We start from the raw sequence: 21,040 nt of genomic DNA, 5'->3' as shown, positions 1-21,040 counted from the left end.
GTGAGACACAACCGAAAGTAAGTATCGTTATTTTTACAAGCTCTTTCAATATAGGCTCACACAAACGATGTGCGGCGGATTTTATCAGTTTTTTTTCACGGAATATAGCGTAAAAACAAAATTTCTATACAATTAGGCAAAAATTTTAGGCTTGAGAAGAATATTTTGAGTAAACGACTTTTAAAATCTAGCATTGTTGTTAGTTCTATGACTTTATTATCAAGAGTGTTAGGTCTTGTGCGCGATGTAGTTATCGCTCATCTCATTGGGGCTGGCGCTGCGGCGGATGTTTTTTTATTTGCTAATCGTATCCCAAATTTTCTTCGTCGTTTATTTGCTGAAGGGGCCTTTTCTCAGGCTTTTGTCCCTGTTCTCGCAGAATATCAACAATCTGGCGATATGAATAAAACCCGTGAATTTATTGGAAAAGTTTCTGGTACCCTTGGGGGATTGGTGAGTATTGTTACGATCCTTGCGATGGTTGGATCGCCTGTCGTTGCCGCTTTATTTGGGATGGGCTGGTTTACCGATTGGATGAATGATGGCCCTGATGCACATAAATTTGAACAAGCCTCTCTTCTTCTTAAAATAACTTTTCCTTATTTATGGTTTGTTACTTTTGTGGCATTTTCTGGTTCTGTGCTTAACACGATTGGAAAATTCGGCGTGATGTCCTTTTCACCCGTGTTATTAAATATAGCGATGATTGCCACCGCACTTTTCCTTGCACCACAAATGGATAACCCAGATCTTGCACTGGCTATCGGGATTTTTCTTGGCGGATTATTACAGTTCTTATTCCAAATTCCATTTATGAAACAAGCTGGTTTACTGGTGAAACCAAAATGGGCTTGGCGGGATGAAGGCGTAACCAAAATTCGTAAATTAATGATCCCTGCGTTATTTGGTGTATCGGTAAGTCAAATTAATCTTTTGCTGGATACAGTGATTGCGAGCTTCTTAATGACGGGCTCTATTAGCTGGTTGTATTATTCCGACCGCTTACTGGAATTTCCTCTCGGTTTATTTGGCATTGCGATTTCTACCGTAATTTTACCAACGCTTGCTCGCCACCACGTCAATCGTGAAGGCGATTCAGATAAAAGTGCGGTTGATTTTCGTAATACAATGGATTGGGGCGTGCGAATGATTTTATTACTTGGCGTTCCTGCTGCCATTGGTATTGCTGTATTGGCTCAGCCAATGTTACTTACGCTCTTTATGCGTGGAAATTTTATGCTAAATGATGTTTATGCCGCCTCTTATTCTTTATGGGCGTTTAATGCGGGTTTGCTTAGCTTTATGTTGATTAAAATCCTCGCCAATGGCTATTACGCTCGCCAAGATACCAAAACCCCAGTAAAAATCGGCATTATTGCCATGGTGAGTAATATGGGCTTTAACCTATTGGCAATTCCTTTCAGTTATGTGGGTTTAGCTATTGCTTCAGCGATGTCCGCAACTCTTAACGCCTATTTGCTCTATCGCGGCTTAGCCAAAGCGGATGTGTACCATTTTTCACGTAAAAGTGCGGTCTTTTTTGTCAAAGTTTTATTGGCAGCAATCACAATGGGTGCGGCAGTTTGGTATTACGTGCCTGAAATCAACCAATGGGCGAAAATGGATTTCTTTATGCGTGTTTATTGGCTTGTTTGGTTGATTGTCTTAGCCGCGATAGTTTATGGCACAACGTTGATTTTATTAGGCGTTCGCAAGCACCATTTGCTGACAAAAAACTAACTTCTCGCTATAATGCCGAAATTCTCTTATTTTCATGGATAAGGACATGCAATTAATTCGTGGGCTTCATAATGCAAATCGTGTTTTACAAGGTTGTGCGCTAACGATCGGCAACTTTGATGGTGTGCATTTAGGGCATCAAGCAGTCCTCCGCCATTTACGCCAAAAAGCTGACGAATTAAATTTACCCATGGCGGTATTGTTATTTGAATCTCAGCCGCGTGAATATTTTATGGGGGAAAATGCACCTGCGCGTTTAATGCGTTTGCGTGACAAAATTTATTATCTCGAAAAGGCTAAGGTCGATGTCGTAATTGTGGCGAAATTTGACCGCACTTTTGCTGAACAACCAGCTGATGTTTTTATTGAACAAACGCTTGTTAATCATCTACATGTGAAATTTTTAAGTATTGGCGATGATTTCAAATTCGGCTCAAAACGCCAAGGTAATTTTGCCATGTTGCAAGCAGCTAGTAAGCGTTTTGGTTTTATTGTTGAAGATAACCGTAGTTTTTGTCTAGATGCACAGCGAATTAGTAGCACGGCAATTCGCGAAGCGTTAGCGAATGATGACTTACAACTTGCAGAAAATTTACTCGGTAAACCTTATCGTATTTTCGGGCGTGTGATTCATGGAAATAAATTAGGCAGAACAATAGGATTTCCAACGGCCAATATTCGTTTGCATAGACAAGTAAATCCAATCAAAGGCGTTTATGCCGTAAAAGTGCGGTTAAAATCGGGGGAGATTTTTAACGGCGTGGCAAACATGGGAAAACGTCCAACTATAAATGGATTAATGCAATTATTAGAAGTCCATTTATTTGATTTTTCTCAGAATATTTATGGCCAAATGGTGGAAGTGGAATTCTGCCACAAGATTAGAAACGAGATTAAATTCCCGTCTTTTGATGATTTGAAAGTGCAAATTGAGAAAGATGTAGAAACTGCGAAAGCGTTTTTTAACAGTTAATTTTAAAATGTAAAAATTGGAAAATAAAATGACAGTCGATTACAAAAACACTCTTAACCTACCGGAAACCAGCTTTCCAATGCGCGGTGATTTAGCTAAGCGCGAACCTGATATGTTGAAAAATTGGTACGAGAAAAATCTTTACCAAAAAATTCGTAAAGCGAGTAAGGGCAAAAAATCTTTTATTCTGCACGATGGCCCTCCGTATGCGAATGGTAACATTCATATTGGTCACGCTGTAAACAAGATTCTGAAAGATATTATTATTAAATCCAAAACGGCGTTAGGTTTTGATTCGCCTTATATCCCGGGTTGGGACTGCCACGGCTTGCCAATTGAATTAAAAGTAGAAGGTTTAGTGGGCAAACCAAACGAGAAAATTTCTGCGGCTGAATTTCGTCAAAAATGTCGTGAATATGCCTCGGAACAAGTAGAAGGTCAGAAAAAAGACTTTATCCGTTTAGGTGTGTTGGGCGATTGGGATAATCCATATCTCACGATGAATTTCGATACCGAAGCGAATATTATCCGCACTTTAGGTAAAGTGATTGAAAATGGTCATTTGTATAAAGGCTCAAAACCAGTTCACTGGTGTTTGGATTGCGGTTCTTCTTTAGCAGAAGCAGAAGTGGAATATGAAGACAAAGTTTCTCCGTCAATTTACGTTCGTTTCCCTGCGGAAAGTGCGGTTGAAATTGAAGCTAAATTTTCTGCACAAGGTAGAGGACAAGGTAAATTATCAGCCATCATTTGGACTACCACACCTTGGACGATGCCGTCTAACCGTGCGATTGCGGTGAATGCAGACTTAGAATACAACTTAGTCCAACTTGGCGATGAGCGCGTGATTTTAGCTGCTGAATTAGTTGAGTCAGTGGCAAAAGCGGTGGGCGTAGAACAAGTTGAAATTCTGGGTTCTGTAAAAGGTGCTGATCTTGAATTAAGCCGTTTCCATCATCCATTCTATGATTTTACTGTACCAGTAATTTTAGGCGATCACGTAACCACTGATGGCGGCACGGGTTTAGTACATACCGCACCTGATCACGGTTTAGATGACTTTATCGTGGGTAAACAATATGATTTACCAATGGCGGGTCTTGTATCGAATGATGGTAAATTTATTTCAACGACCGAATTCTTTGCAGGCAAAGGCGTATTTGAAGCAAATCCGCTTGTGATAGAAAAATTACAAGAAGTAGGTAACTTATTAAAAGTTGAGAAAATCAAACACAGCTATCCACACTGCTGGCGTCACAAAACGCCAATTATTTTCCGTGCAACACCGCAATGGTTTATCGGCATGGAAACGCAAGGTTTACGCCAACAAGCATTAGGCGAAATCAAACAAGTTCGCTGGATTCCAGATTGGGGTCAAGCACGTATCGAGAAAATGGTTGAAAACCGCCCAGACTGGTGTATTTCACGCCAACGTACTTGGGGTGTGCCGATGACCTTGTTCGTGCATAAAGAAACCGAAGAACTTCATCCGCGTACCTTAGAGCTACTTGAAGAAGTGGCGAAACGTGTAGAAAGAGCGGGTATTCAAGCGTGGTGGGATTTAGACGAAAAAGAATTATTAGGGGCGGATGCAGAAACCTATCGCAAAGTGCCAGATACCCTTGACGTATGGTTTGACTCAGGATCAACCTATTCTTCTGTTGTTGCAAATCGCCTAGAATTTAATGGTCAAGATATTGATATGTATTTAGAAGGTTCCGACCAACACCGTGGCTGGTTTATGTCTTCTTTAATGCTTTCTACTGCAACAAACAGCAAAGCACCATACAAGCAAGTATTAACTCACGGTTTCACTGTGGATGGTCAAGGCCGTAAGATGTCAAAATCTATCGGTAACATAGTGACGCCACAAGAAGTCATGGATAAATTCGGTGGTGATATTTTACGTTTATGGGTTGCTTCAACAGACTATACAGGCGAAATGACCGTTTCTGATGAGATCTTAAAACGTGCAGCGGACAGCTATCGTCGTATTCGTAACACCGCTCGTTTCTTATTAGCAAACTTGAATGGTTTTGATCCAAAACGTGATTTAGTCAAACCAGAAGAAATGATTAGCCTAGATCGTTGGGCGGTAGCTTGTGCATTAGATGCACAAAATGAAATTAAAGATGCATACGATAACTATCAATTCCACACTGTGGTACAACGTTTAATGCGTTTCTGTTCGGTAGAAATGGGGTCATTCTATTTAGATATTATCAAAGATCGTCAATATACAACCAAAGCAGACAGCCTTGCGCGTCGTAGCTGTCAAACTGCGTTATGGCATATTGCTGAAGCATTAGTTCGTTGGATGGCACCGATCTTATCTTTCACTGCCGATGAAATTTGGCAACACTTGCCACAAACTGAAAGTGCTCGTGCGGAATTCGTATTTACTGAAGAATTCTATCAAGGCTTATTTGGTTTAGGCGAGGATGAAAAATTAGATGATGCTTACTGGCAACAACTGATTAAAGTTCGTTCAGAAGTAAACCGTGTATTAGAAATTTCTCGTAACAATAAAGAAATAGGCGGCGGTTTAGAAGCAGAAGTGACCGTTTATGCTAATGACGAATATCGTGCATTGTTAGCACAATTAGGTAATGAATTACGTTTCGTATTAATTACCTCAAAAGTAGATGTAAAATCTTTATCGGAAAAACCTGCTGATTTAGCGGACAGCGAATTAGAGGGTATTGCGGTAAGCGTAACACGTTCTAACGCAGAAAAATGCCCTCGTTGCTGGCATTATTCTGACGAAATTGGGGTAAGCCCAGGACATCCAACACTTTGTGCACGTTGTGTAGAAAATGTAGTGGGCAATGGAGAAGTTCGATACTTTGCATAATTAAATTCATTGTAAAACAAAAAGTGCGATTGATTTGCTCTGTCCTTAAAAGTTAGACTAAATAAGCAACAATTATGGACAGGTTAATTCGCCGCACTTTTTATAGGGAGCAAACAATGGCAGAAGAAACAATTTTTAGTAAAATTATCCGTAAAGAAATTCCGGCAAATATCGTCTATCAAGATGAATTAGTCACTGCATTTCGTGATATTTCCCCTCAAGCTAAAACACATATTTTGATTATTCCAAATAAAGTCATTCCCACAGTGAATGATGTGACGGAGCAAGATGAAGTAGCGCTAGGTCGATTATTTAGCGTAGCGGCTAAACTCGCTAAAGAAGAAGGTGTTGCGGAAGATGGTTACCGCCTAATTGTGAATTGTAATAAACATGGTGGGCAAGAAGTATTCCATTTACATATGCATTTAGTTGGTGGAGAACCTTTAGGTAGAATGTTAGCGAAATAATGAAAAAATATTTTCTAATTTTAGCGAGCTTCATGCTCGTGGCTTGTTCAAGTTCAGAACAAAACTTAACTTATTCAACAAAGCCGATTTTGAATATTACGTCGTCTCTTTCGCCTTTGATTCAAGTTGAAACGACTCAAAAATCAGCGGTTATAAAAAATAAAAGTCAGCAACTTTTGAATATAAGTTACCATTTGTATTGGTACGATCATTTAGGGGTAACCCAAATTTGGGAAAATCAGCAAGAAAGCTATTCCGCTCAATTTTTGCTAAAACCACAAGAGCAAAAATCAATTGATTTAACTAAACCTACTGTAGAAAGTAAAAATTATCGCCTTTATTTAAAATAATTTATGAGCTCGTTGTTAATTGATTTAAACGGAAAAGAGTTGGAACAAGAGGAAGTTGAGTTACTTTCTCACCCTCTTGTTGCAGGATTAATTTTATTTACTCGAAATTTTGAAAACAGAGAACAAATTCAAGAATTAATTCGTTCTGTTCGCCAACGAGTGAAAAAGCCTTTATTAATTACGGTGGATCAAGAAGGTGGACGAGTTCAACGTTTCCGTGATGGATTTACAATGTTGCCTTCAATGCAGGCTTTTCAAGAAACTCTGTCAGCAACTGAACAAGTGAGTTTTGCTAAAGAAGCAGGTTGGCAAATGGCAGCAGAAATGATTGCCTTGGATATTGACTTGAGTTTTGCTCCTGTGTTGGATTTGGGGCATGAATGTCGAGCGATTGGCGATCGCAGTTTTTCATCTGATATAAAAAGTGCGGTAAATTTAGCCACCGCTTTTATTGATGGTATGCATCAAGCAGGTATGGCATCTACAGGTAAACATTTTCCCGGTCATGGCCATGTATTAGCCGATTCTCATTTAGAAACACCTTATGATGATCGCACAAAAGACGAAATTTTTAGTTTCGATCTCCAACCTTTCCAACAGTTGATTTCACAAAATAAACTCGATGCGATTATGCCTGCTCACGTAATTTATTCGCAATGTGATAGTCAGCCTGCAAGTGGTTCAAAATATTGGTTGAAAGAAATTTTACGCAAGAAATTAAATTTCCAAGGTACAATTTTTTCCGATGATCTAGGAATGAAAGGCGCGGGAGTAATGGGGAATTTTGTAGAGCGTAGTAAAAAAGCACTCAATGCAGGTTGCGATCTTTTATTACTGTGTAATGAACGTGAGGGTGTCATTCAAGTATTAGATAATCTAAAACTTACTGAAAATCAACCGCACTTTATGGCTCGTCAAGCTCGCTTACAAAGTTTATTTAAACGTAGAGTGATTAATTGGAACGACTTAATTTCAGATCAACGTTGGAGACTTAATTATCAAAAATTAGCTGATATTCAAAGCCGTTGGTTAGACATTCAGGCAGCAAAAAATGATTGATTGTCGATACTATCAACAAAATAAATGTCGTTCTTGCCAATTGCTTGAAATACCTTATAGTCAGCAGCTAACTGAAAAACAATATCATTTAAAGCAGCAACTGATTTCTATTAATTACGATGAAGCTCAATGGGTGGCTCCTTTTCAATCTAATGAACAAGGCTTTCGTAATAAAGCTAAAATGGTTGTTAGTGGTAGTGTTGAACGCCCGATACTTGGCATTTTAAAAAATAATGATCCACAAAGTGCGATTGATTTGTGTGATTGTCCTCTTTATCCTACACATTTTTCAGCAATTTTTTCAATTCTCAAAGATTTTATTGGTCGCGCAGGTTTAGTACCTTATAACATTGCTAAACAAAAAGGCGAGCTTAAATATATTTTGCTGACAGAAAGTATCGCGACGGAAAAATTGATGTTGCGTTTTGTGTTACGTACAGAAAATAAATTGCCATTAATTCGTCGAGAATTGCCCAAATTATTGGAAAAATTACCGCACTTAGAAGTGATTAGTATTAATTTACAACCACAGCACGCGGCTATTTTAGAGGGCGAACAAGAAATTTTTCTGACAGAACAACAATTTTTGCCTGAAAATTTTAACGGTATTCCACTCTTTATTCGTCCACAAGGCTTCTTTCAAACTAACCCTAAAGTGGCTGCAGGTTTATATGCAACCGCTCAACAATGGGTGGCTGAATTCCCTATTTATAACCTGTGGGATTTATTTTGTGGCGTAGGGGGATTTGGCTTACATTGTGCTAAAGCGTTGCAGGAAAAATGGGGAAAACCCATTAAATTAACAGGAATTGAAATTTCTTCCTCTGCTATTTTGGCAGCCAGTCATTCTGCGAAAATATTAGGTTTAGAACATGTAAATTTCCAATCTCTAGATGCAGCAAGCGTGATTGAAAATAAAAATAAAAATAAGCCAGATCTTGTGATTGTAAATCCGCCGCGTCGTGGAATTGGAAAGGAATTAAGTGAATTTCTCAACCAAATTCAACCGCACTTTATCTTGTATTCCAGCTGTAATGCCATGACAATGGGTAAAGATTTACAGCATCTAACTTGTTATAAACCATTGAAAATTCAACTTTTTGATATGTTTCCGCAAACATCTCACTATGAAGTATTAGTTTTACTAGAAAGAAAAAAGATTAATTAAGGTAAGCTAGAAAAGGCTAGGGAATTTGAAAGAAGGGTGGTGGAACTAAGCAGAATTGGTCTTAACAGCAAGTGGCTTACTGCACGCATCCCTGCGGGATTTCTACCCAGTCCACCATAGATTAAAAAATGCATCTCGGTGTTCTAGCTTTTGCAGCATAAAACTATGCAATAAGGTTTAAACCTTTAAAGCCACTATATCAGGAGACCAATCCTGTCTTCCTACAATATCCGTAAGAATTGGAGCAATGATAAAATCCTTTATATTAATTGTCAATTAATGTTTTGAATATTATTTCCAATTAAACAAAAACCACCCAAATTAATTTCGGATGGTTTTATTTTGAATAAATTATGATGAAAAATTATCTTGCGCCATATACAACGATTGTTTTTCCATGAGCGTGGATAAGATTCTGATCCTCCAACATCTTAATAATGCGCCCCACAGTTTCTCGTGAACAACCCACCATTTGCCCTATTTCTTGGCGTGTAATTTTGATTTGCATACCATCAGGATGCGTCATTGCTTCAGGCTGTTTAGCTAAGTTCATTAAAGTTTGAGCGATGCGACCTGCGACGTCTAAAAATGCCAAATTCGTGACTTGACGTGATGTATTTTGCAAACGTCTTGCCAATTGTGCAGTGAGAAACATTAAGATTTCAGGGTTTGCCTGAATCAACTGGCGATATTTCTTATAGGAAATTTCAGCAATTTCACATGTTGTTTTTGTTTTTACCCAAGCTGATCGTTTTGAACCTTCATCAAATAATCCCGCTTCGCCAAAAAATTGTCCTGCTCCTAAGTAAGTGAGGATCATCTCTTTGCCTTCATCATCTTTTGAAGATACCATTACAGAACCTTTAATTACATAATACAGCGTGGTCGCATCTTCCCCAGCATGAATTAAAGTTGATTTTGCAGGATATTTATGCAAATGGCAGTGAGTAAGAAACCAATCTAAAACGGGATCTCGTTGAGTTGCTTCTTCTTGAGAGGAGGTTACAACTTCATCAATTTCGGTTAATTCATTTGACATTCTTGCTCCTTACATTCCTGTTTCAAAAATTCCGTTTTATTTTTGATGTCAATGGATTCATGTAATTCAGACCATACAATCAACGCAATTCCATTGCGAATTTGAGTCAGTAAAAGTTGTTTTTTCTGGTTGAGTGAAAGTTCTTCTATACCGTAATCGGTTCCTTCGCGTAAAATCACGCTTTCTACGATATTATCTAATGTTTCTGCTTCCAGTTCTTGCCAAGGAATAATCATATATTTACTCGGTAAAGTCAATTAGGCAAAAAGTGGCTCGATAAAACGCCATTGTTGTTCAAAAGACTGACTTGAATTCAGACGGAAATTTGTACGAACATAGCGCATAAATTGTCCTTCGCAGAGTGTCACTAAATGTGAGGCAATTATACGTTCATCCACGTTGAAAGCACGCCCTTCACGTAATTTACGCATTTGCAAAATATTGACAAACTGCATCTCAAGACGATCGAAAAATTGTGCCACACGTGCTTGTAATTGCGCTTCTTCAAACATTAACGCGTGACCTGTTAGAACACGTGTTAAGCCGGGATTTTTTCGAGCAAAATCCAAAATTGTTTGTAAAATGTCGTGAATGCGATTCATTGTTTGAGTTTCGTTACGCATTGACGCTGTAATTCGGCTCAGCAAAGTACTTTCAATATGTTCAATTAGTGCTTCAAACATTTTTGTTTTGCTTGGAAAGTAACGATATAACGCAGCTTCCGACACACCAACTTCTTTTGCTAGACGAGCGGTTGTCATTCTTTCCATTCCACGTTCAGAATGAAGCATATGTATCAATACTGTAAGCACTTGCTGACGACGTTCTTTTACCGTTCTTTTTTCAATTTTCGGTGTTTCAATTTTAGGCGCAATTTCTTCTACGCCTGATAAAGATAATTGTTCTTCTACCATAAATTATTGTTTACCTGAATGACCGAAACCGCCTTCTCCACGTTCGGTTTGTTGAAAATCTTCTACAATATTAAATTCAGCTTGTACTACTGGCACGAAAACAAGTTGAGCAATACGATCGCCGACTTCAATTTTGAATGGTTCATTTCCACGGTTCCACATTGATACCATTAATGGCCCTTGATAATCGGAGTCAATTAATCCCACAAGGTTTCCTAACACAATGCCGTGTTTATGGCCAAGACCCGAGCGAGGCAAAATCACGGCAGCTAAATTGGGATCCGCAATATAAATTGATAGCCCTGTCGGAATTAATTTGGTTTCGCCTGGTTGAATTTCAAAGCTTTCATCGATCAACGCACGTAAATCAAGACCTGCTGAACCTTCAGTTGCGTAAGTTGGCAGAGGAAATTCATTTCCAATGCGAGAATCTAAAATTTTTACGTCAATTTTTTTCATTTAATACTCCGTTTGAAATTCATTTTTAGGTAAAAGTGCGGTTGGAATTATAAGGTTTTTTGATAGCGTTCGATGATTTCATTGACTAAATCAGCGGCAAGTTCTACTTTTGATTTTAGCGATAATTTTTTATGACCATTTTTCCAAAAAAGCTGCAAGGCATTTTCATCCGCGTTAAAAACTTGTCCGCCAGATACATCGTTGGCACAAATCATATCAAGATTTTTGCGTTCAAGTTTATCTTTTGCATAATCATCAATATTTTGGGTTTCGGCTGCAAATCCAACAGTAAAAGGACGATGTGTTTTTAAATGTCCTACATCTGAGATAATATCGGGATTTTTAATTAACTTGATAGATATTTCATCGCCAGATTTTTTGATTTTTTGTTCTGCAACTTCAGCTACTCTGTAATCAGCAACAGCCGCACAACCAATAAAAATTTGATTTTTTACCGCACTTTCAAGAGAGGCTTGCCACATTTCTTGTGCTGAGATGACATTAATTCGATTTACATTTTTTGGTGTTGTTAAATTCACTGGGCCTGAAATCAGTGTGACGTTTGCCCCACGTTTGGCAAATGCTTCAGCAATCGCAAATCCCATTTTCCCTGAACTATGGTTAGAAATATAACGAACGGGATCGATTGCCTCACGCGTTGGGCCTGCTGTAATGGCGACATTTAATCCTTGTAGATCTTGTTTTTGAGAGAAAAAGTCAGAAAGTGCGGTAAAAATTTCCTCTGGTTCTGACATACGCCCTTTCCCCATATCGCCGCAAGCTTGAAAACCACTATTGGGGCCGATAAGCTCAATCCCACGTGTTTGAAGAGTCGTTAAATTTTGTTGAGTAATGGATTGGTGATACATCTGCTGATTCATTGCTGGCACAAGAAAAATTGGCGCATCAGTTGCAAGACAAATTGTTGAAAGTAAATCATTCGCCATGCCTACAGTAAGACGGGCAATAAAGTCTGCACTAGCTGGCGCAATAATAATGGCATCAGCCCATTTGGCAAGTTCAATATGCCCCATTGCCAGCTCTGCTTGTGGATCAAGTAAAGATTGCGATACCGCATTGCCAGAAATGGCTTGAAGTGTCAAAGGAGTAACAAATTCTGCTGCAGCTGGGGTTAATACTACACGTACTTCAGCTTCTGCTTTGCGTAATAAACGAATCAACTCTATTGTTTTATAGGCTGCAATGCCGCCCGTAATACCGACGACAACACGTTTTCCGTTTAAATTCATTTTCTTCCCTTGTTAGTACTTAACCACAATTTCGTTATTTTACTTTAATTTTATTGAATGCCCAACGCTATTTTTACGATATGCATCGCAGATTTTGAATCACTTGCTCGTCAAACCTAAAAAGTGCGGTCAAAATCTTTCTTATTTTTCTTTTATAAATATATGGAAAACAATGATGAATTAATGCCACGGGAAAAATTGCTGGCATTCGGAGCAAAAGCATTAAGTGATTATGAACTACTTGCGATTTTTTTACGTACTGGTATCAAAGATTGTCCTGTTATGTCACTTTCTAAAAATGTATTAACGCATTTTGGCTCCTTGCACGCTTTACTTTCCGCAGATAAAAAAGCTTTCTGTTCTGTAAAAGGCTTAGGTATTACGCAATTTATTCAACTGCAAGCGATTACGGAAATGACCAAGCGTTATTTAAAGCAAGAGATGTTAAGTACGCCGATTATTAATGATCTTGAAACGGTAAAACTTTTTTTACTCACTGAATTGCAACACGAGGAAAGAGAAGTATTTATGGTTTTATTTTTAGATAATCAACATCGTTTGATTAAAAAAGAGCGGTTATTTTTAGGTACAATTAATGTATCAGCGGTTTATCCGCGAGAAATTATTAAAGAAGCACTCTATTGTAATGCGGCAGCTTTAATTTTGGCACATAATCATCCTTCAGGTATAACGGAGCCGAGTTATTCGGATCAACTTATTACTAAAAAAATTCAAGATGCGGCTGAACTAATGGAAATTCGCGTGCTTGATCATTTAATTGTAGGGAAAAGCGATTGTTATTCTTTCGCGGAGAATTGTTTATTATAAATTTTTATAATATTGACCATTTTTTTACCGATTACATTCAGGAAAATCGCATTTACACTTGAGAAATGAAAACAAAGTCAGTATAATTTGCGACCTTTAATATAGTAAGCGGGTCGGATTAGCGCGACCTGACGAGGTAGCAAGCTAGGTTTAACCAGCTTTAAACAATCCGAACCGTAAGCTCGAGCTTATATTTAATTATTGGAGATTATTATGTCTAGAGTTTGTCAAGTAACAGGCAAGCGTCCAGCTGTGGGTAATAACCGCTCACACGCAATGAATGCGACACGTCGTCGTTTTCTTCCAAACCTTCACACTCACCGTTTCTGGGTTGAAAGTGAAAACCGTTTCGTAACCTTACGTTTAACTGCGAAAGGTATGCGTATTATTGATAAAAAAGGCATTGATGCAGTATTAGCTGAAATCCGTGCTCGTGGCGAAAAAATCTAAGGAGCTAAAAAATGGCAGCTAAAGGTGCTCGTGAGAAAATCCGTTTAGTTTCTACTGCAGAGACAGGTCACTTCTACACAACTGATAAAAACAAACGTAATATGCCTGAAAAAATGGAAATCAAAAAATTTGATCCAGTAGTGCGTAAACACGTTATCTATAAAGAAGCAAAAATCAAATAATATTGATTTAATTATTTTAAACCCGAGTAGAAACTCGGGTTTTTTATTTGTTCTTATTAGAAACGTTTGCTTTTTATTTAGCCGTTTGACTCGTAAGAAGCTAAATTTGCTTTTCATATTGCAAAAAGAATATACAATTGTCCCCGTTTTGACGTAACCCTACATCAAAACCTGTTTCCAACCTAGCCCGTCCAATGGGCAAACTAGGGTAAAAACAAAAAAGCTGAAACGCTTTTTTTAATAAGTAGCGAGTCAAATGCCCTATGTGTCTGTTTTATAAACAGTAAATTTATCGCAAGGCACCCGACTTATTTTTTTCACCTCTTTTAGAAGGTTTTAATCAAAAATGACAATGATTACCCCTGTACAAGCAATTCTTGCTTCAAACCAACATTTTTTAGATCGCCAAGATGTAATGGAATCCAACGTACGTAGTTATCCTCGCAAATTACCTTTTGCCTATGCAAAAGCACAAGGCTGTTGGGTTACTGATGTTGAAGGTAATGAATACCTAGACTTTTTAGCAGGCGCAGGAACCCTTGCATTAGGACATAATCATCCTATATTAATGCAAGCCATTAAAGACGTATTAGATAGCGGATTGCCGTTACACACTTTAGATTTAACCACTCCACTTAAAGATGCGTTTAGTGAAGAATTATTGTCATTCTTCCCGAAAGATAAATATATCTTACAATTCACAGGCCCTTCTGGTGCAGATGCAAATGAAGCAGCCATCAAATTAGCCAAAACTTACACAGGGCGTGGCAATATCATTGCTTTCTCTGGCGGTTTTCACGGTATGACCCAAGGGGCATTAGCCTTAACGGGTAATCTTGGTGCAAAAAATGCCGTTGAAAATTTAATGCCTGGCGTACAATTTATGCCATATCCACACGAATACCGCTGCCCATTTGGCATTGGTGGCGAAGCAGGCGCGAAAGCAGTTGAACATTACTTTGAGAACTTCATCGAAGATGTAGAAAGTGGCGTAGTAAAACCAGCTGCAGTAATTTTAGAAGCAATCCAAGGAGAAGGCGGCGTTGTTCCAGCACCAATAAGCTTCTTACAAAAAGTACGTGAAGTAACCCAAAAACACGGCATTTTAATGATCGTCGATGAAGTGCAAGCGGGTTTCTGCCGTTCTGGAAGAATGTTCGCCTTTGAACACGCAGGCATTGAGCCTGATATTATTGTGATGTCAAAAGCAGTTGGTGGCAGCTTACCATTAGCTGTATTAGCTATTCGTAAAGAATTTGATGCTTGGCAACCTGCAGGACATACAGGTACATTTCGTGGCAATCAATTAGCGATGGCGACAGGTTACGCTTCACTTAAAATTATGCGTGATGAAAACCTCGCACAAAATGCCCAAGAGCGTGGTGAATACTTAACCAACGCATTACGTGAATTAAGCAAAGAATATCCGTGCATCGGCAACGTACGTGGTCGTGGCTTAATGATGGGGATCGATATTGTAGACGAACGCCAAGCGAAAGATGCGATAGGGGCTTACCCGCGCGATTGTGAATTAGCGGCAGCAATCCAAAAAGCTTGCTTCAAAAACAAACTCTTGCTCGAACGTGGCGGACGCGGTGGCAACGTGGTTCGCGTGCTTTGTGCGGTAAACATCAACCAAAGTGAATGTGAAGAGTTCATCAAACGCTTCAAACAATCTGTTGTAGACGCATTGAAAGTGGTGCGTAGTTAATTAAAAGCGGTCTGATTTTGCAAATGTTTTGCGAATTTTGACCGCTTGTAAATTCAAAATGGTAGGGAAATCCCACCTTTTTTCTACTCAACTGTATAAAACTGGGATATACTTATGCTATATACAATTAAGCATAAGGAATAACTATGATTGAAGCCTCTGTTTTTATGACTAATCGAAGTCAAGCTGTGCGTTTGCCCGCTGAAGTTCGCTTTTCTGAAGAAATCAAAAAATTATCGGTTCGTGTATCGGGCAGTGATCGGATTTTATCGCCTCTCAACCAATCTTGGGATAGTTTTTTCTTGAATGATCAAGCAGTTAGCGATGATTTTATGAATGAACGAGAAATTGCATTTCAACCAGAGCGTGAGGCTTTATAGTGTTGAAATATATGCTTGATACTAACATTGTGATTTACGTGATTAAGCGTAGGCCATTGGAAATTCTTTCTCGCTTTAATCAAAATGCAGGAAAAATGTGCGTGAGTAGCATTACTGTGGCTGAACTCTATTATGGAGCTGAAAAAAGCGAATATCCCGAAAGAAACATTGCGGTTATTGAAGATTTCTTATCACGCCTCACCATTTTAGATTACCAACCAAAGCATGCAGCTCATTTCGGCAATATTAAAGCTGAACTCTCTAAACAAGGGAAATTGATTGGCGAAAATGATATTCATATAGCTGCTCATGCTCGTAGTGAAGGGTTAATTCTGGTTAGTAACAATTTAAGAGAATTTGAGCGAGTTATAGCATTACGTACAGAAAATTGGGTGTAATTCATATCTAGGAATAATTATGTCAAACCTCAAACAACACAAACAAGCTTTGTTTTGCAACGATAACGAAGCCATTAACGATTATGAAACAGCGATGTATAATGCGGTGCAAGCAGTCTCTGCTTGGCTGAAAAATGAAAAAATGTACACAGGCGGTTCAATCAAACAAATGCGAGCCTTAATAAGCGGTTTTAATCCGACGAAAGAGGGTATGGGTGTACAGAAATCACTCGATCATTTGGTAAAAATTTTCCTTAATCCAAGCCTTAAAGTACATCATCCACACTCACTTGCCCATTTACATTGCCCAACGATGGTAACAAGCCAAATTGCGGAAGTACTGATTAATGCGACCAACCAATCAATGGATTCATGGGATCAAAGCCCAGCAGGTTCAATTATGGAGGAGCATTTGATCAACTGGCTACGCCAAAAAGCAGGCTATGGCGAAGGCACATCAGGCGTGTTCACTTCTGGTGGTACTCAATCTAACTTAATGGGCGTATTGTTGGCACGCGATTGGGCGATTGCAAACCACTGGAAAAACGAAGACGGCTCTGAATGGTCAGTACAACGTGATGGTATTCCAGCAGAAGCAATGCAAAAAGTGAAAGTGATTTGTTCAGAAAACGCACATTTCTCTGTACAAAAAAATATGGCAATGATGGGCATGGGGTTCCAATCGGTCGTGACCGTGCCATCAAATGCCAATGCACAAATGGATCTTATTGCACTTAAACAAACACTTGCACAGCTTAAAGCTGATGGCAAAATTACTGCCTGTATTGTCGCTACCGCAGGCACAACAGATGCTGGCGCAATTGATGATTTAAAAGCAATCCGCAAACTTGCCGATGAATATCAAGCGTGGTTACACGTTGATGCCGCTTGGGGTGGCGCATTATTGCTTTCCAAAGATTATCGCTATTTCTTAGATGGTATTGAATTAACTGATTCCATCACGCTTGATTTCCACAAACACTTCTTCCAAACGATCTCGTGTGGGGCGTTCTTGTTGAAAGATCCTGAGAACTATCGCTTTATCAATTACAAAGCGGATTATCTCAATTCGGAATATGATGAAGCTCACGGCGTGCCAAACTTAGTGGCAAAATCGCTACAAACAACTCGTCGTTTCGACGCATTAAAATTATGGTTTACCCTTGAAGCATTGGGCGAAGATCTTTACGCTTCAATGATCGATCACGGCGTAAAACTGACCAAAGAAGTCGAGCAATACATCAACGATACTCCTGCCTTAGAAATGCTTGTGCCAAGTCAGTTTGCATCGGTGTTATTCCGTGTCGTACCAAAAGACTATCCAGCTGAATTTATTGATGCACTAAACCAAAACGTGGCAGATGAACTCTTTGCTCGAGGAGAAGCGAATATTGGCGTGACTAAAGTAGGCGACAAACAATCACTGAAAATGACTACCCTAAGCCCGATTGCAACATTGGAAAATGTTAAAGCGTTATTAACTCAAGTACTAACAGAAGCAAATCGCATTAAAGATGACATCAAAAATGGCACTTACACACCACCCATTGATTAATTAGTTAGTCAATTAACACAAAAAATAACCGCTTGTATCTGAAAACAGGCGGCTATTCTGTAAAATAAAAATCTTTTAGCATAGATCAAACGAGATATATAAATTTTATCCATTAGATAACTACCTATATTTTTGAAATATTCATCATTTTAATTTTCAAAGAATATAAAAAAATGGTAAAACTAACCGCACTTTATATCATTATTCTATCCACTTACTAAGTTGAAAATCATGCCAGAACTTCCTGAAGTCGAAACTGCACTACGTGGTATTAGCCCTTATCTTAAGAATTTTACGATTGAGAAAGTTGTCGTGCGCAAGCCTAAATTGCGCTGGGCTGTATCAGAAGAATTAATAACGCTAAAAAATGTAAAAATTGTCGATCTCACTCGTCGAGCAAAATATTTGATTATTCACACGGAAAAAGGCTATATCATCGGGCATTTAGGTATGTCTGGATCTGTTCGAATCGTGCCACAGGATAGTGCAATAGATAAACATGATCATATTGATATTGTAGTGAATAATGGCAAGTTATTACGCTATAACGATCCTCGCCGTTTCGGTGCTTGGTTGTGGACGGAGAATCTAGATGACTTTCATCTTTTCTTAAAGTTAGGCCCTGAACCACTTTCTGATGAATTTAATGCAGAATATTTATTCAAAAAATCTCGTCAAAAATCTACCGCACTTAAAACTTTCTTGATGGATAACGCTGTGGTAGTGGGCGTTGGAAATATTTATGCGAATGAAAGTTTGTTTATTTGTGGCATTCATCCCCTTAAACTCGCTAAAAATTTGACGCGCAATCAATGTTTCTCTTTAGTGAACACGATTAAAGATGTTTTGAGAAAAGCCATTATTCAAGGTGGAACAACACTTAAAGATTTTTTACAGCCCGATGGTCGCCCAGGTTATTTTGCACAAGAATTATTGGTATATGGCAATAAAGATAAACCTTGTCCAAAGTGCGGTGGAAAAATTGAAAGTTTAATTATTGGACAGCGTAATAGTTTCTTTTGCCCGAAATGTCAGAAAAGGGGTTAGAACAAATAAATTTTCAAATTGAAAAGAAAGTATTAAATATAATGAAAACAGCGGTCAAAATAGACCGCTATTTTTAATTTACTGGAAATTCTTCAATAACAACTGGAATTTGTAAGATTTTGCCTAATCGTAGAATGGTGACGAGAACTTTTGAATTAGGTTTTGTATTTGCGATAATTTGCATCATTTCTCTGGCTGAAATCCCCTCTTGATTATTTAATTTCAAAATCACATCGCCAACTTGAATACCTGATTTCGCAGCTGGGCTGTTCGGGCTTACGTCTGTGATAACTATGCCTTCTTCACTACTTGAACTAATATCACTTTGTACACCAAAATAACCTCGAATCACACGTCCATCACGCATAATTTTACGTAGTACATCATTTGCAATATCTATTGGAATGGCAAAATTTAGTCCTTCTGCGATTTCATTGGCGGTTTTGCCAATACTTAGCGTGCTAATTCCAACCAATTCCCCAGCAGAATTAATTAATGCGCCACCTGAGTTGCCGCGGTTAATTGAAGCATCAGTTTGAATAAAATTTTGTCTGCCCACCGAATCGCCTACCGCATTACGACCGATTGCGCTAATGATTCCTTGAGACACGCTTTGTCCTAAGTTGTAGGGATTACCGATTGCTAATACCACATCGCCGACGTGAGCTTGACGCGCTGAATTTTGTGGAATAGTTGAAAGATTATCTGCACGAATTTTAAGAACAGCGAGATCAGTGAGATCATCTGAACCAACAAGACTGGCCTCAAAAATATTTCCGTTTTGCAACGCTACTACAATTTGATCTGCATTTTGGATGACGTGTTTATTCGTCAGAATATAGCCATCTTTACTCATAATCACACCAGAACCTAAGTTATTCACTTGTAGCTGATCATTATCATTAATGCTGGCGGAAGAAAAAGAGCGGTTATAAACATTCACTACTGCTGGAGAGGCAATACGCACGGCATTTTTGAACGATATAATATCGTCTGAAGTGAAGATATTGCTGTTATTCAGTCTTGGAACCGCAAACAAAATCACGCCCGCAGCAGCCAAGCCCCAAAGTGCGGAATGGAAAAGTTTTTTAAGCATTTAGACTCCTTTCGGTGTGTAAGTTAATTTTATATCGTCACCGATTTGTTCTAATTCATTGAGTTGCCATAATGGTGCATCGGCAAGTTTAGTTAAATTCGGTAATTGGCATAGACCACGAGCATTGTCTCCAAGTAATTTTGGCGCAATGTAAATAATCAATTCATCCACTAATTTCGCATCAATTAAACTGCCCGCTAAATTTGCTCCAGCTTCTACCCAAAGGGTATTGATTTGTCGTTTTCCCAGCTCTCGCATTAATTCTTTTAGTAAATTTTCTTTCGGAAGAATAATTTGTTCACAAAAATCAGGAAAGCCTGTTAAATCTCGTGTTTCACTAGAGACTAACCAAACGGGAGAATGGGTTAAAAAAAGTTTATGAGTCGGCTGAATGCGATGTTGTGAATCTAAAATGACTCGCACAGGCTGGCGAAGCCATTCTTTTTTATATTCTGTTTTAAGATTTTCAGGAAATTCGTCCCAGCGTACATTAAGGCTTGGATCATCTGCAAGTACTGTCGCAGAAGTAGATAAAAGTGCGGATGATTTTGCTCGCATTTTTTGTACGTCCGAACGAGCATCTGGGCCCGTAATCCATTTACTTTCTCCACTTGCCATTGCAGTTCGTCCATCTAAACTCATGGCAAGTTTTAGTTGAACAAAAGGCATACCTTGACGCATTCGTTTTAAAAAGCCTTTATTTATTTTTTCCGCTTGATCGTTTAATAGATTCACTGCACTTTCGATACCAGCATCAGACAACATTTTCAAACCTTTTCCTGCGACTTGAGGATTCGGATCTTGCATAGCCGCAATGACTTTCACTACGCCCGCCTCAATTAATCCTAATGCACAAGGTGGTGTTCTCCCATAGTGAGAACAAGGCTCTAAGGTGACGTAAGCGGTTGCTCCTTTAGCATTTTCACCAGCTTGAGCTAAAGCAACGCGTTCAGCATGAGGTTGTCCTGCCTTAAAATGAAAGCCCTCCCCCACAATTTCACCATTTTTAACCAATACGCATCCCACCGATGGGTTCGGTGTAGTGGTATATTGACCTTTGGCGGCTAAATCTAAGGCACGTTGCATAAATACGCAATCTTGTGAGGAGAATTCAAGCATA

General features: G+C 38.8%; 22 protein-coding genes. 15 read left to right on the top strand and 7 right to left on the bottom strand.

All coding sequences use genetic code 11. The features are described 5' to 3' along the window. Nucleotides 1–165: 165 nt before the first annotated feature. The 7 genes from murJ (at nucleotide 166) to rlmC (ending at nucleotide 8,611) form a co-directional block, all read left to right on the top strand. On the top strand, nucleotides 166–1,740 hold the full coding sequence (gene murJ / locus HMPREF2644_RS01685; RefSeq protein ID WP_044364463.1) for a murein biosynthesis integral membrane protein MurJ: 1,575 nt from the start codon (nucleotides 166–168) through the stop codon (nucleotides 1,738–1,740). 46 nt (nucleotides 1,741–1,786) lie between these two features. Beyond that, nucleotides 1,787–2,713, top strand: coding sequence for a bifunctional riboflavin kinase/FAD synthetase (gene ribF, locus HMPREF2644_RS01680; protein WP_005688371.1), 927 nt, complete (start codon nucleotides 1,787–1,789; stop codon nucleotides 2,711–2,713). 28 nt (nucleotides 2,714–2,741) lie between these two features. Beyond that, on the top strand, nucleotides 2,742–5,567 hold the full coding sequence (ileS, locus tag HMPREF2644_RS01675) for an isoleucine--tRNA ligase (RefSeq protein WP_011272312.1): 2,826 nt from the start codon (nucleotides 2,742–2,744) through the stop codon (nucleotides 5,565–5,567). A gap of 116 nt (nucleotides 5,568–5,683) precedes the next feature. Then, complete coding sequence (gene hinT / locus HMPREF2644_RS01670; protein ID WP_005627389.1) at nucleotides 5,684–6,034, top strand: purine nucleoside phosphoramidase; 351 nt, start codon at nucleotides 5,684–5,686, stop codon at nucleotides 6,032–6,034. Next, nucleotides 6,034–6,384 (top strand): YcfL family putative periplasmic lipoprotein, encoded by a 351-nt coding sequence (locus HMPREF2644_RS01665; protein ID WP_005647993.1) that lies wholly within the window; start codon nucleotides 6,034–6,036, stop codon nucleotides 6,382–6,384. The genes hinT and HMPREF2644_RS01665 overlap by 1 nt, the downstream gene beginning before the upstream one ends. A 3-nt stretch (nucleotides 6,385–6,387) precedes the next feature. Further along, nucleotides 6,388–7,443, top strand: a complete 1,056-nt coding sequence (gene nagZ / locus HMPREF2644_RS01660) for a beta-N-acetylhexosaminidase (protein ID WP_021034786.1) — start codon at nucleotides 6,388–6,390, stop codon at nucleotides 7,441–7,443. Then, the gene (rlmC, locus tag HMPREF2644_RS01655) at nucleotides 7,436–8,611 is read left to right on the top strand and encodes a 23S rRNA (uracil(747)-C(5))-methyltransferase RlmC (protein WP_021034785.1); all 1,176 of its coding nucleotides are present in this window, start codon (nucleotides 7,436–7,438) and stop codon (nucleotides 8,609–8,611) included. Before nagZ ends, rlmC begins: the two co-directional genes overlap by 8 nt. A 364-nt stretch (nucleotides 8,612–8,975) precedes the next feature. On the opposite strand, the gene crp is transcribed toward rlmC, so the two are convergent. From crp to coaBC, 5 genes are read right to left on the bottom strand one after another with little or no spacing between them, the layout of a single operon-like run. Further along, a complete protein-coding gene (gene crp, locus HMPREF2644_RS01650) occupies nucleotides 8,976–9,650 on the bottom strand; it encodes a cAMP-activated global transcriptional regulator CRP (protein ID WP_005647998.1) in 675 nt (224 codons plus the stop codon). Next, nucleotides 9,635–9,886 (bottom strand): YheU family protein, encoded by a 252-nt coding sequence (locus tag HMPREF2644_RS01645; RefSeq protein WP_005647999.1) that lies wholly within the window; start codon nucleotides 9,884–9,886, stop codon nucleotides 9,635–9,637. The genes crp and HMPREF2644_RS01645 overlap by 16 nt, the downstream gene beginning before the upstream one ends. A gap of 21 nt (nucleotides 9,887–9,907) precedes the next feature. Beyond that, a complete protein-coding gene (slmA, locus tag HMPREF2644_RS01640; protein ID WP_005648000.1) occupies nucleotides 9,908–10,564 on the bottom strand; it encodes a nucleoid occlusion factor SlmA in 657 nt (218 codons plus the stop codon). Between the two features lie 3 nt (nucleotides 10,565–10,567). After that, nucleotides 10,568–11,023: a dUTP diphosphatase gene (gene dut, locus HMPREF2644_RS01635; RefSeq protein ID WP_005631431.1), complete on the bottom strand. Its 456-nt coding sequence runs from the start codon at nucleotides 11,021–11,023 to the stop codon at nucleotides 10,568–10,570. A gap of 47 nt (nucleotides 11,024–11,070) precedes the next feature. Beyond that, a complete protein-coding gene (gene coaBC, locus HMPREF2644_RS01630) occupies nucleotides 11,071–12,273 on the bottom strand; it encodes a bifunctional phosphopantothenoylcysteine decarboxylase/phosphopantothenate--cysteine ligase CoaBC (protein ID WP_011272308.1) in 1,203 nt (400 codons plus the stop codon). A gap of 162 nt (nucleotides 12,274–12,435) precedes the next feature. Between coaBC and radC the strand changes: the two genes are divergently transcribed. The 8 genes from radC (at nucleotide 12,436) to mutM (ending at nucleotide 18,824) form a co-directional block, all read left to right on the top strand. Then, a complete protein-coding gene (radC, locus tag HMPREF2644_RS01625; protein ID WP_013526173.1) occupies nucleotides 12,436–13,101 on the top strand; it encodes a RadC family protein in 666 nt (221 codons plus the stop codon). A 213-nt stretch (nucleotides 13,102–13,314) separates the two neighbouring features. Further along, a complete protein-coding gene (rpmB, locus tag HMPREF2644_RS01620) occupies nucleotides 13,315–13,551 on the top strand; it encodes a 50S ribosomal protein L28 (protein WP_005542826.1) in 237 nt (78 codons plus the stop codon). A gap of 11 nt (nucleotides 13,552–13,562) precedes the next feature. After that, nucleotides 13,563–13,733, top strand: coding sequence for a 50S ribosomal protein L33 (rpmG, locus tag HMPREF2644_RS01615; protein WP_005613503.1), 171 nt, complete (start codon nucleotides 13,563–13,565; stop codon nucleotides 13,731–13,733). 346 nt (nucleotides 13,734–14,079) lie between these two features. Continuing rightward, nucleotides 14,080–15,444 (top strand): diaminobutyrate--2-oxoglutarate transaminase, encoded by a 1,365-nt coding sequence (locus tag HMPREF2644_RS01610; protein WP_005651563.1) that lies wholly within the window; start codon nucleotides 14,080–14,082, stop codon nucleotides 15,442–15,444. 146 nt (nucleotides 15,445–15,590) lie between these two features. After that, nucleotides 15,591–15,824, top strand: a complete 234-nt coding sequence (gene vapB2 / locus HMPREF2644_RS01605; RefSeq protein ID WP_005648011.1) for a type II toxin-antitoxin system antitoxin VapB2 — start codon at nucleotides 15,591–15,593, stop codon at nucleotides 15,822–15,824. After that, nucleotides 15,824–16,222 (top strand): type II toxin-antitoxin system tRNA(fMet)-specific endonuclease VapC, encoded by a 399-nt coding sequence (vapC, locus tag HMPREF2644_RS01600; RefSeq protein WP_005651560.1) that lies wholly within the window; start codon nucleotides 15,824–15,826, stop codon nucleotides 16,220–16,222. The genes vapB2 and vapC overlap by 1 nt, the downstream gene beginning before the upstream one ends. A 19-nt stretch (nucleotides 16,223–16,241) precedes the next feature. Continuing rightward, entirely contained in the window at nucleotides 16,242–17,777 is a 1,536-nt protein-coding gene (gene ddc, locus HMPREF2644_RS01595) for an L-2,4-diaminobutyrate decarboxylase (protein WP_011272306.1), read from the top strand. Between the two features lie 231 nt (nucleotides 17,778–18,008). Further along, nucleotides 18,009–18,824, top strand: coding sequence for a DNA-formamidopyrimidine glycosylase (gene mutM, locus HMPREF2644_RS01590; protein WP_011272305.1), 816 nt, complete (start codon nucleotides 18,009–18,011; stop codon nucleotides 18,822–18,824). A 73-nt stretch (nucleotides 18,825–18,897) separates the two neighbouring features. Here the strand turns inward: mutM and degS are convergent, their stop codons facing one another. Next, on the bottom strand, nucleotides 18,898–19,920 hold the full coding sequence (gene degS, locus HMPREF2644_RS01585; RefSeq protein WP_005693292.1) for an outer membrane-stress sensor serine endopeptidase DegS: 1,023 nt from the start codon (nucleotides 19,918–19,920) through the stop codon (nucleotides 18,898–18,900). Further along, the gene (gene ribD, locus HMPREF2644_RS01580; RefSeq protein WP_011272304.1) at nucleotides 19,921–21,039 is read right to left on the bottom strand and encodes a bifunctional diaminohydroxyphosphoribosylaminopyrimidine deaminase/5-amino-6-(5-phosphoribosylamino)uracil reductase RibD; all 1,119 of its coding nucleotides are present in this window, start codon (nucleotides 21,037–21,039) and stop codon (nucleotides 19,921–19,923) included. Between the last annotated feature and the right edge of the window lies 1 nt (nucleotide 21,040).

The sequence above is a fragment of the Haemophilus sp. HMSC071C11 genome, from assembly GCF_001837655.1.
Classification (GTDB): domain Bacteria; phylum Pseudomonadota; class Gammaproteobacteria; order Enterobacterales; family Pasteurellaceae; genus Haemophilus; species Haemophilus influenzae.
Note: the sequence above shows the minus strand (reverse complement) of the source record. Positions and strands in the feature narration are given on the sequence as shown.

Coding starts and splice junctions, on each gene's coding strand:
- ribF (WP_005688371.1), top strand. CDS start 1,787: ATGCAATTAATTCGTGGGCTTCATAATGCAAATCGTGTTTTACAAGGT.
- ileS (WP_011272312.1), top strand. CDS start 2,742: ATGACAGTCGATTACAAAAACACTCTTAACCTACCGGAAACCAGCTTT.
- hinT (WP_005627389.1), top strand. CDS start 5,684: ATGGCAGAAGAAACAATTTTTAGTAAAATTATCCGTAAAGAAATTCCG.
- HMPREF2644_RS01665 (WP_005647993.1), top strand. CDS start 6,034: ATGAAAAAATATTTTCTAATTTTAGCGAGCTTCATGCTCGTGGCTTGT.
- nagZ (WP_021034786.1), top strand. CDS start 6,388: ATGAGCTCGTTGTTAATTGATTTAAACGGAAAAGAGTTGGAACAAGAG.
- rlmC (WP_021034785.1), top strand. CDS start 7,436: ATGATTGATTGTCGATACTATCAACAAAATAAATGTCGTTCTTGCCAA.
- crp (WP_005647998.1), bottom strand. CDS start 9,650: ATGTCAAATGAATTAACCGAAATTGATGAAGTTGTAACCTCCTCTCAA.
- HMPREF2644_RS01645 (WP_005647999.1), bottom strand. CDS start 9,886: ATGATTATTCCTTGGCAAGAACTGGAAGCAGAAACATTAGATAATATC.
- slmA (WP_005648000.1), bottom strand. CDS start 10,564: ATGGTAGAAGAACAATTATCTTTATCAGGCGTAGAAGAAATTGCGCCT.
- dut (WP_005631431.1), bottom strand. CDS start 11,023: ATGAAAAAAATTGACGTAAAAATTTTAGATTCTCGCATTGGAAATGAA.
- coaBC (WP_011272308.1), bottom strand. CDS start 12,273: ATGAATTTAAACGGAAAACGTGTTGTCGTCGGTATTACGGGCGGCATT.
- radC (WP_013526173.1), top strand. CDS start 12,436: ATGGAAAACAATGATGAATTAATGCCACGGGAAAAATTGCTGGCATTC.
- rpmB (WP_005542826.1), top strand. CDS start 13,315: ATGTCTAGAGTTTGTCAAGTAACAGGCAAGCGTCCAGCTGTGGGTAAT.
- rpmG (WP_005613503.1), top strand. CDS start 13,563: ATGGCAGCTAAAGGTGCTCGTGAGAAAATCCGTTTAGTTTCTACTGCA.
- HMPREF2644_RS01610 (WP_005651563.1), top strand. CDS start 14,080: ATGACAATGATTACCCCTGTACAAGCAATTCTTGCTTCAAACCAACAT.
- vapB2 (WP_005648011.1), top strand. CDS start 15,591: ATGATTGAAGCCTCTGTTTTTATGACTAATCGAAGTCAAGCTGTGCGT.
- ddc (WP_011272306.1), top strand. CDS start 16,242: ATGTCAAACCTCAAACAACACAAACAAGCTTTGTTTTGCAACGATAAC.
- mutM (WP_011272305.1), top strand. CDS start 18,009: ATGCCAGAACTTCCTGAAGTCGAAACTGCACTACGTGGTATTAGCCCT.
- degS (WP_005693292.1), bottom strand. CDS start 19,920: ATGCTTAAAAAACTTTTCCATTCCGCACTTTGGGGCTTGGCTGCTGCG.
- ribD (WP_011272304.1), bottom strand. CDS start 21,039: ATGCTTGAATTCTCCTCACAAGATTGCGTATTTATGCAACGTGCCTTA.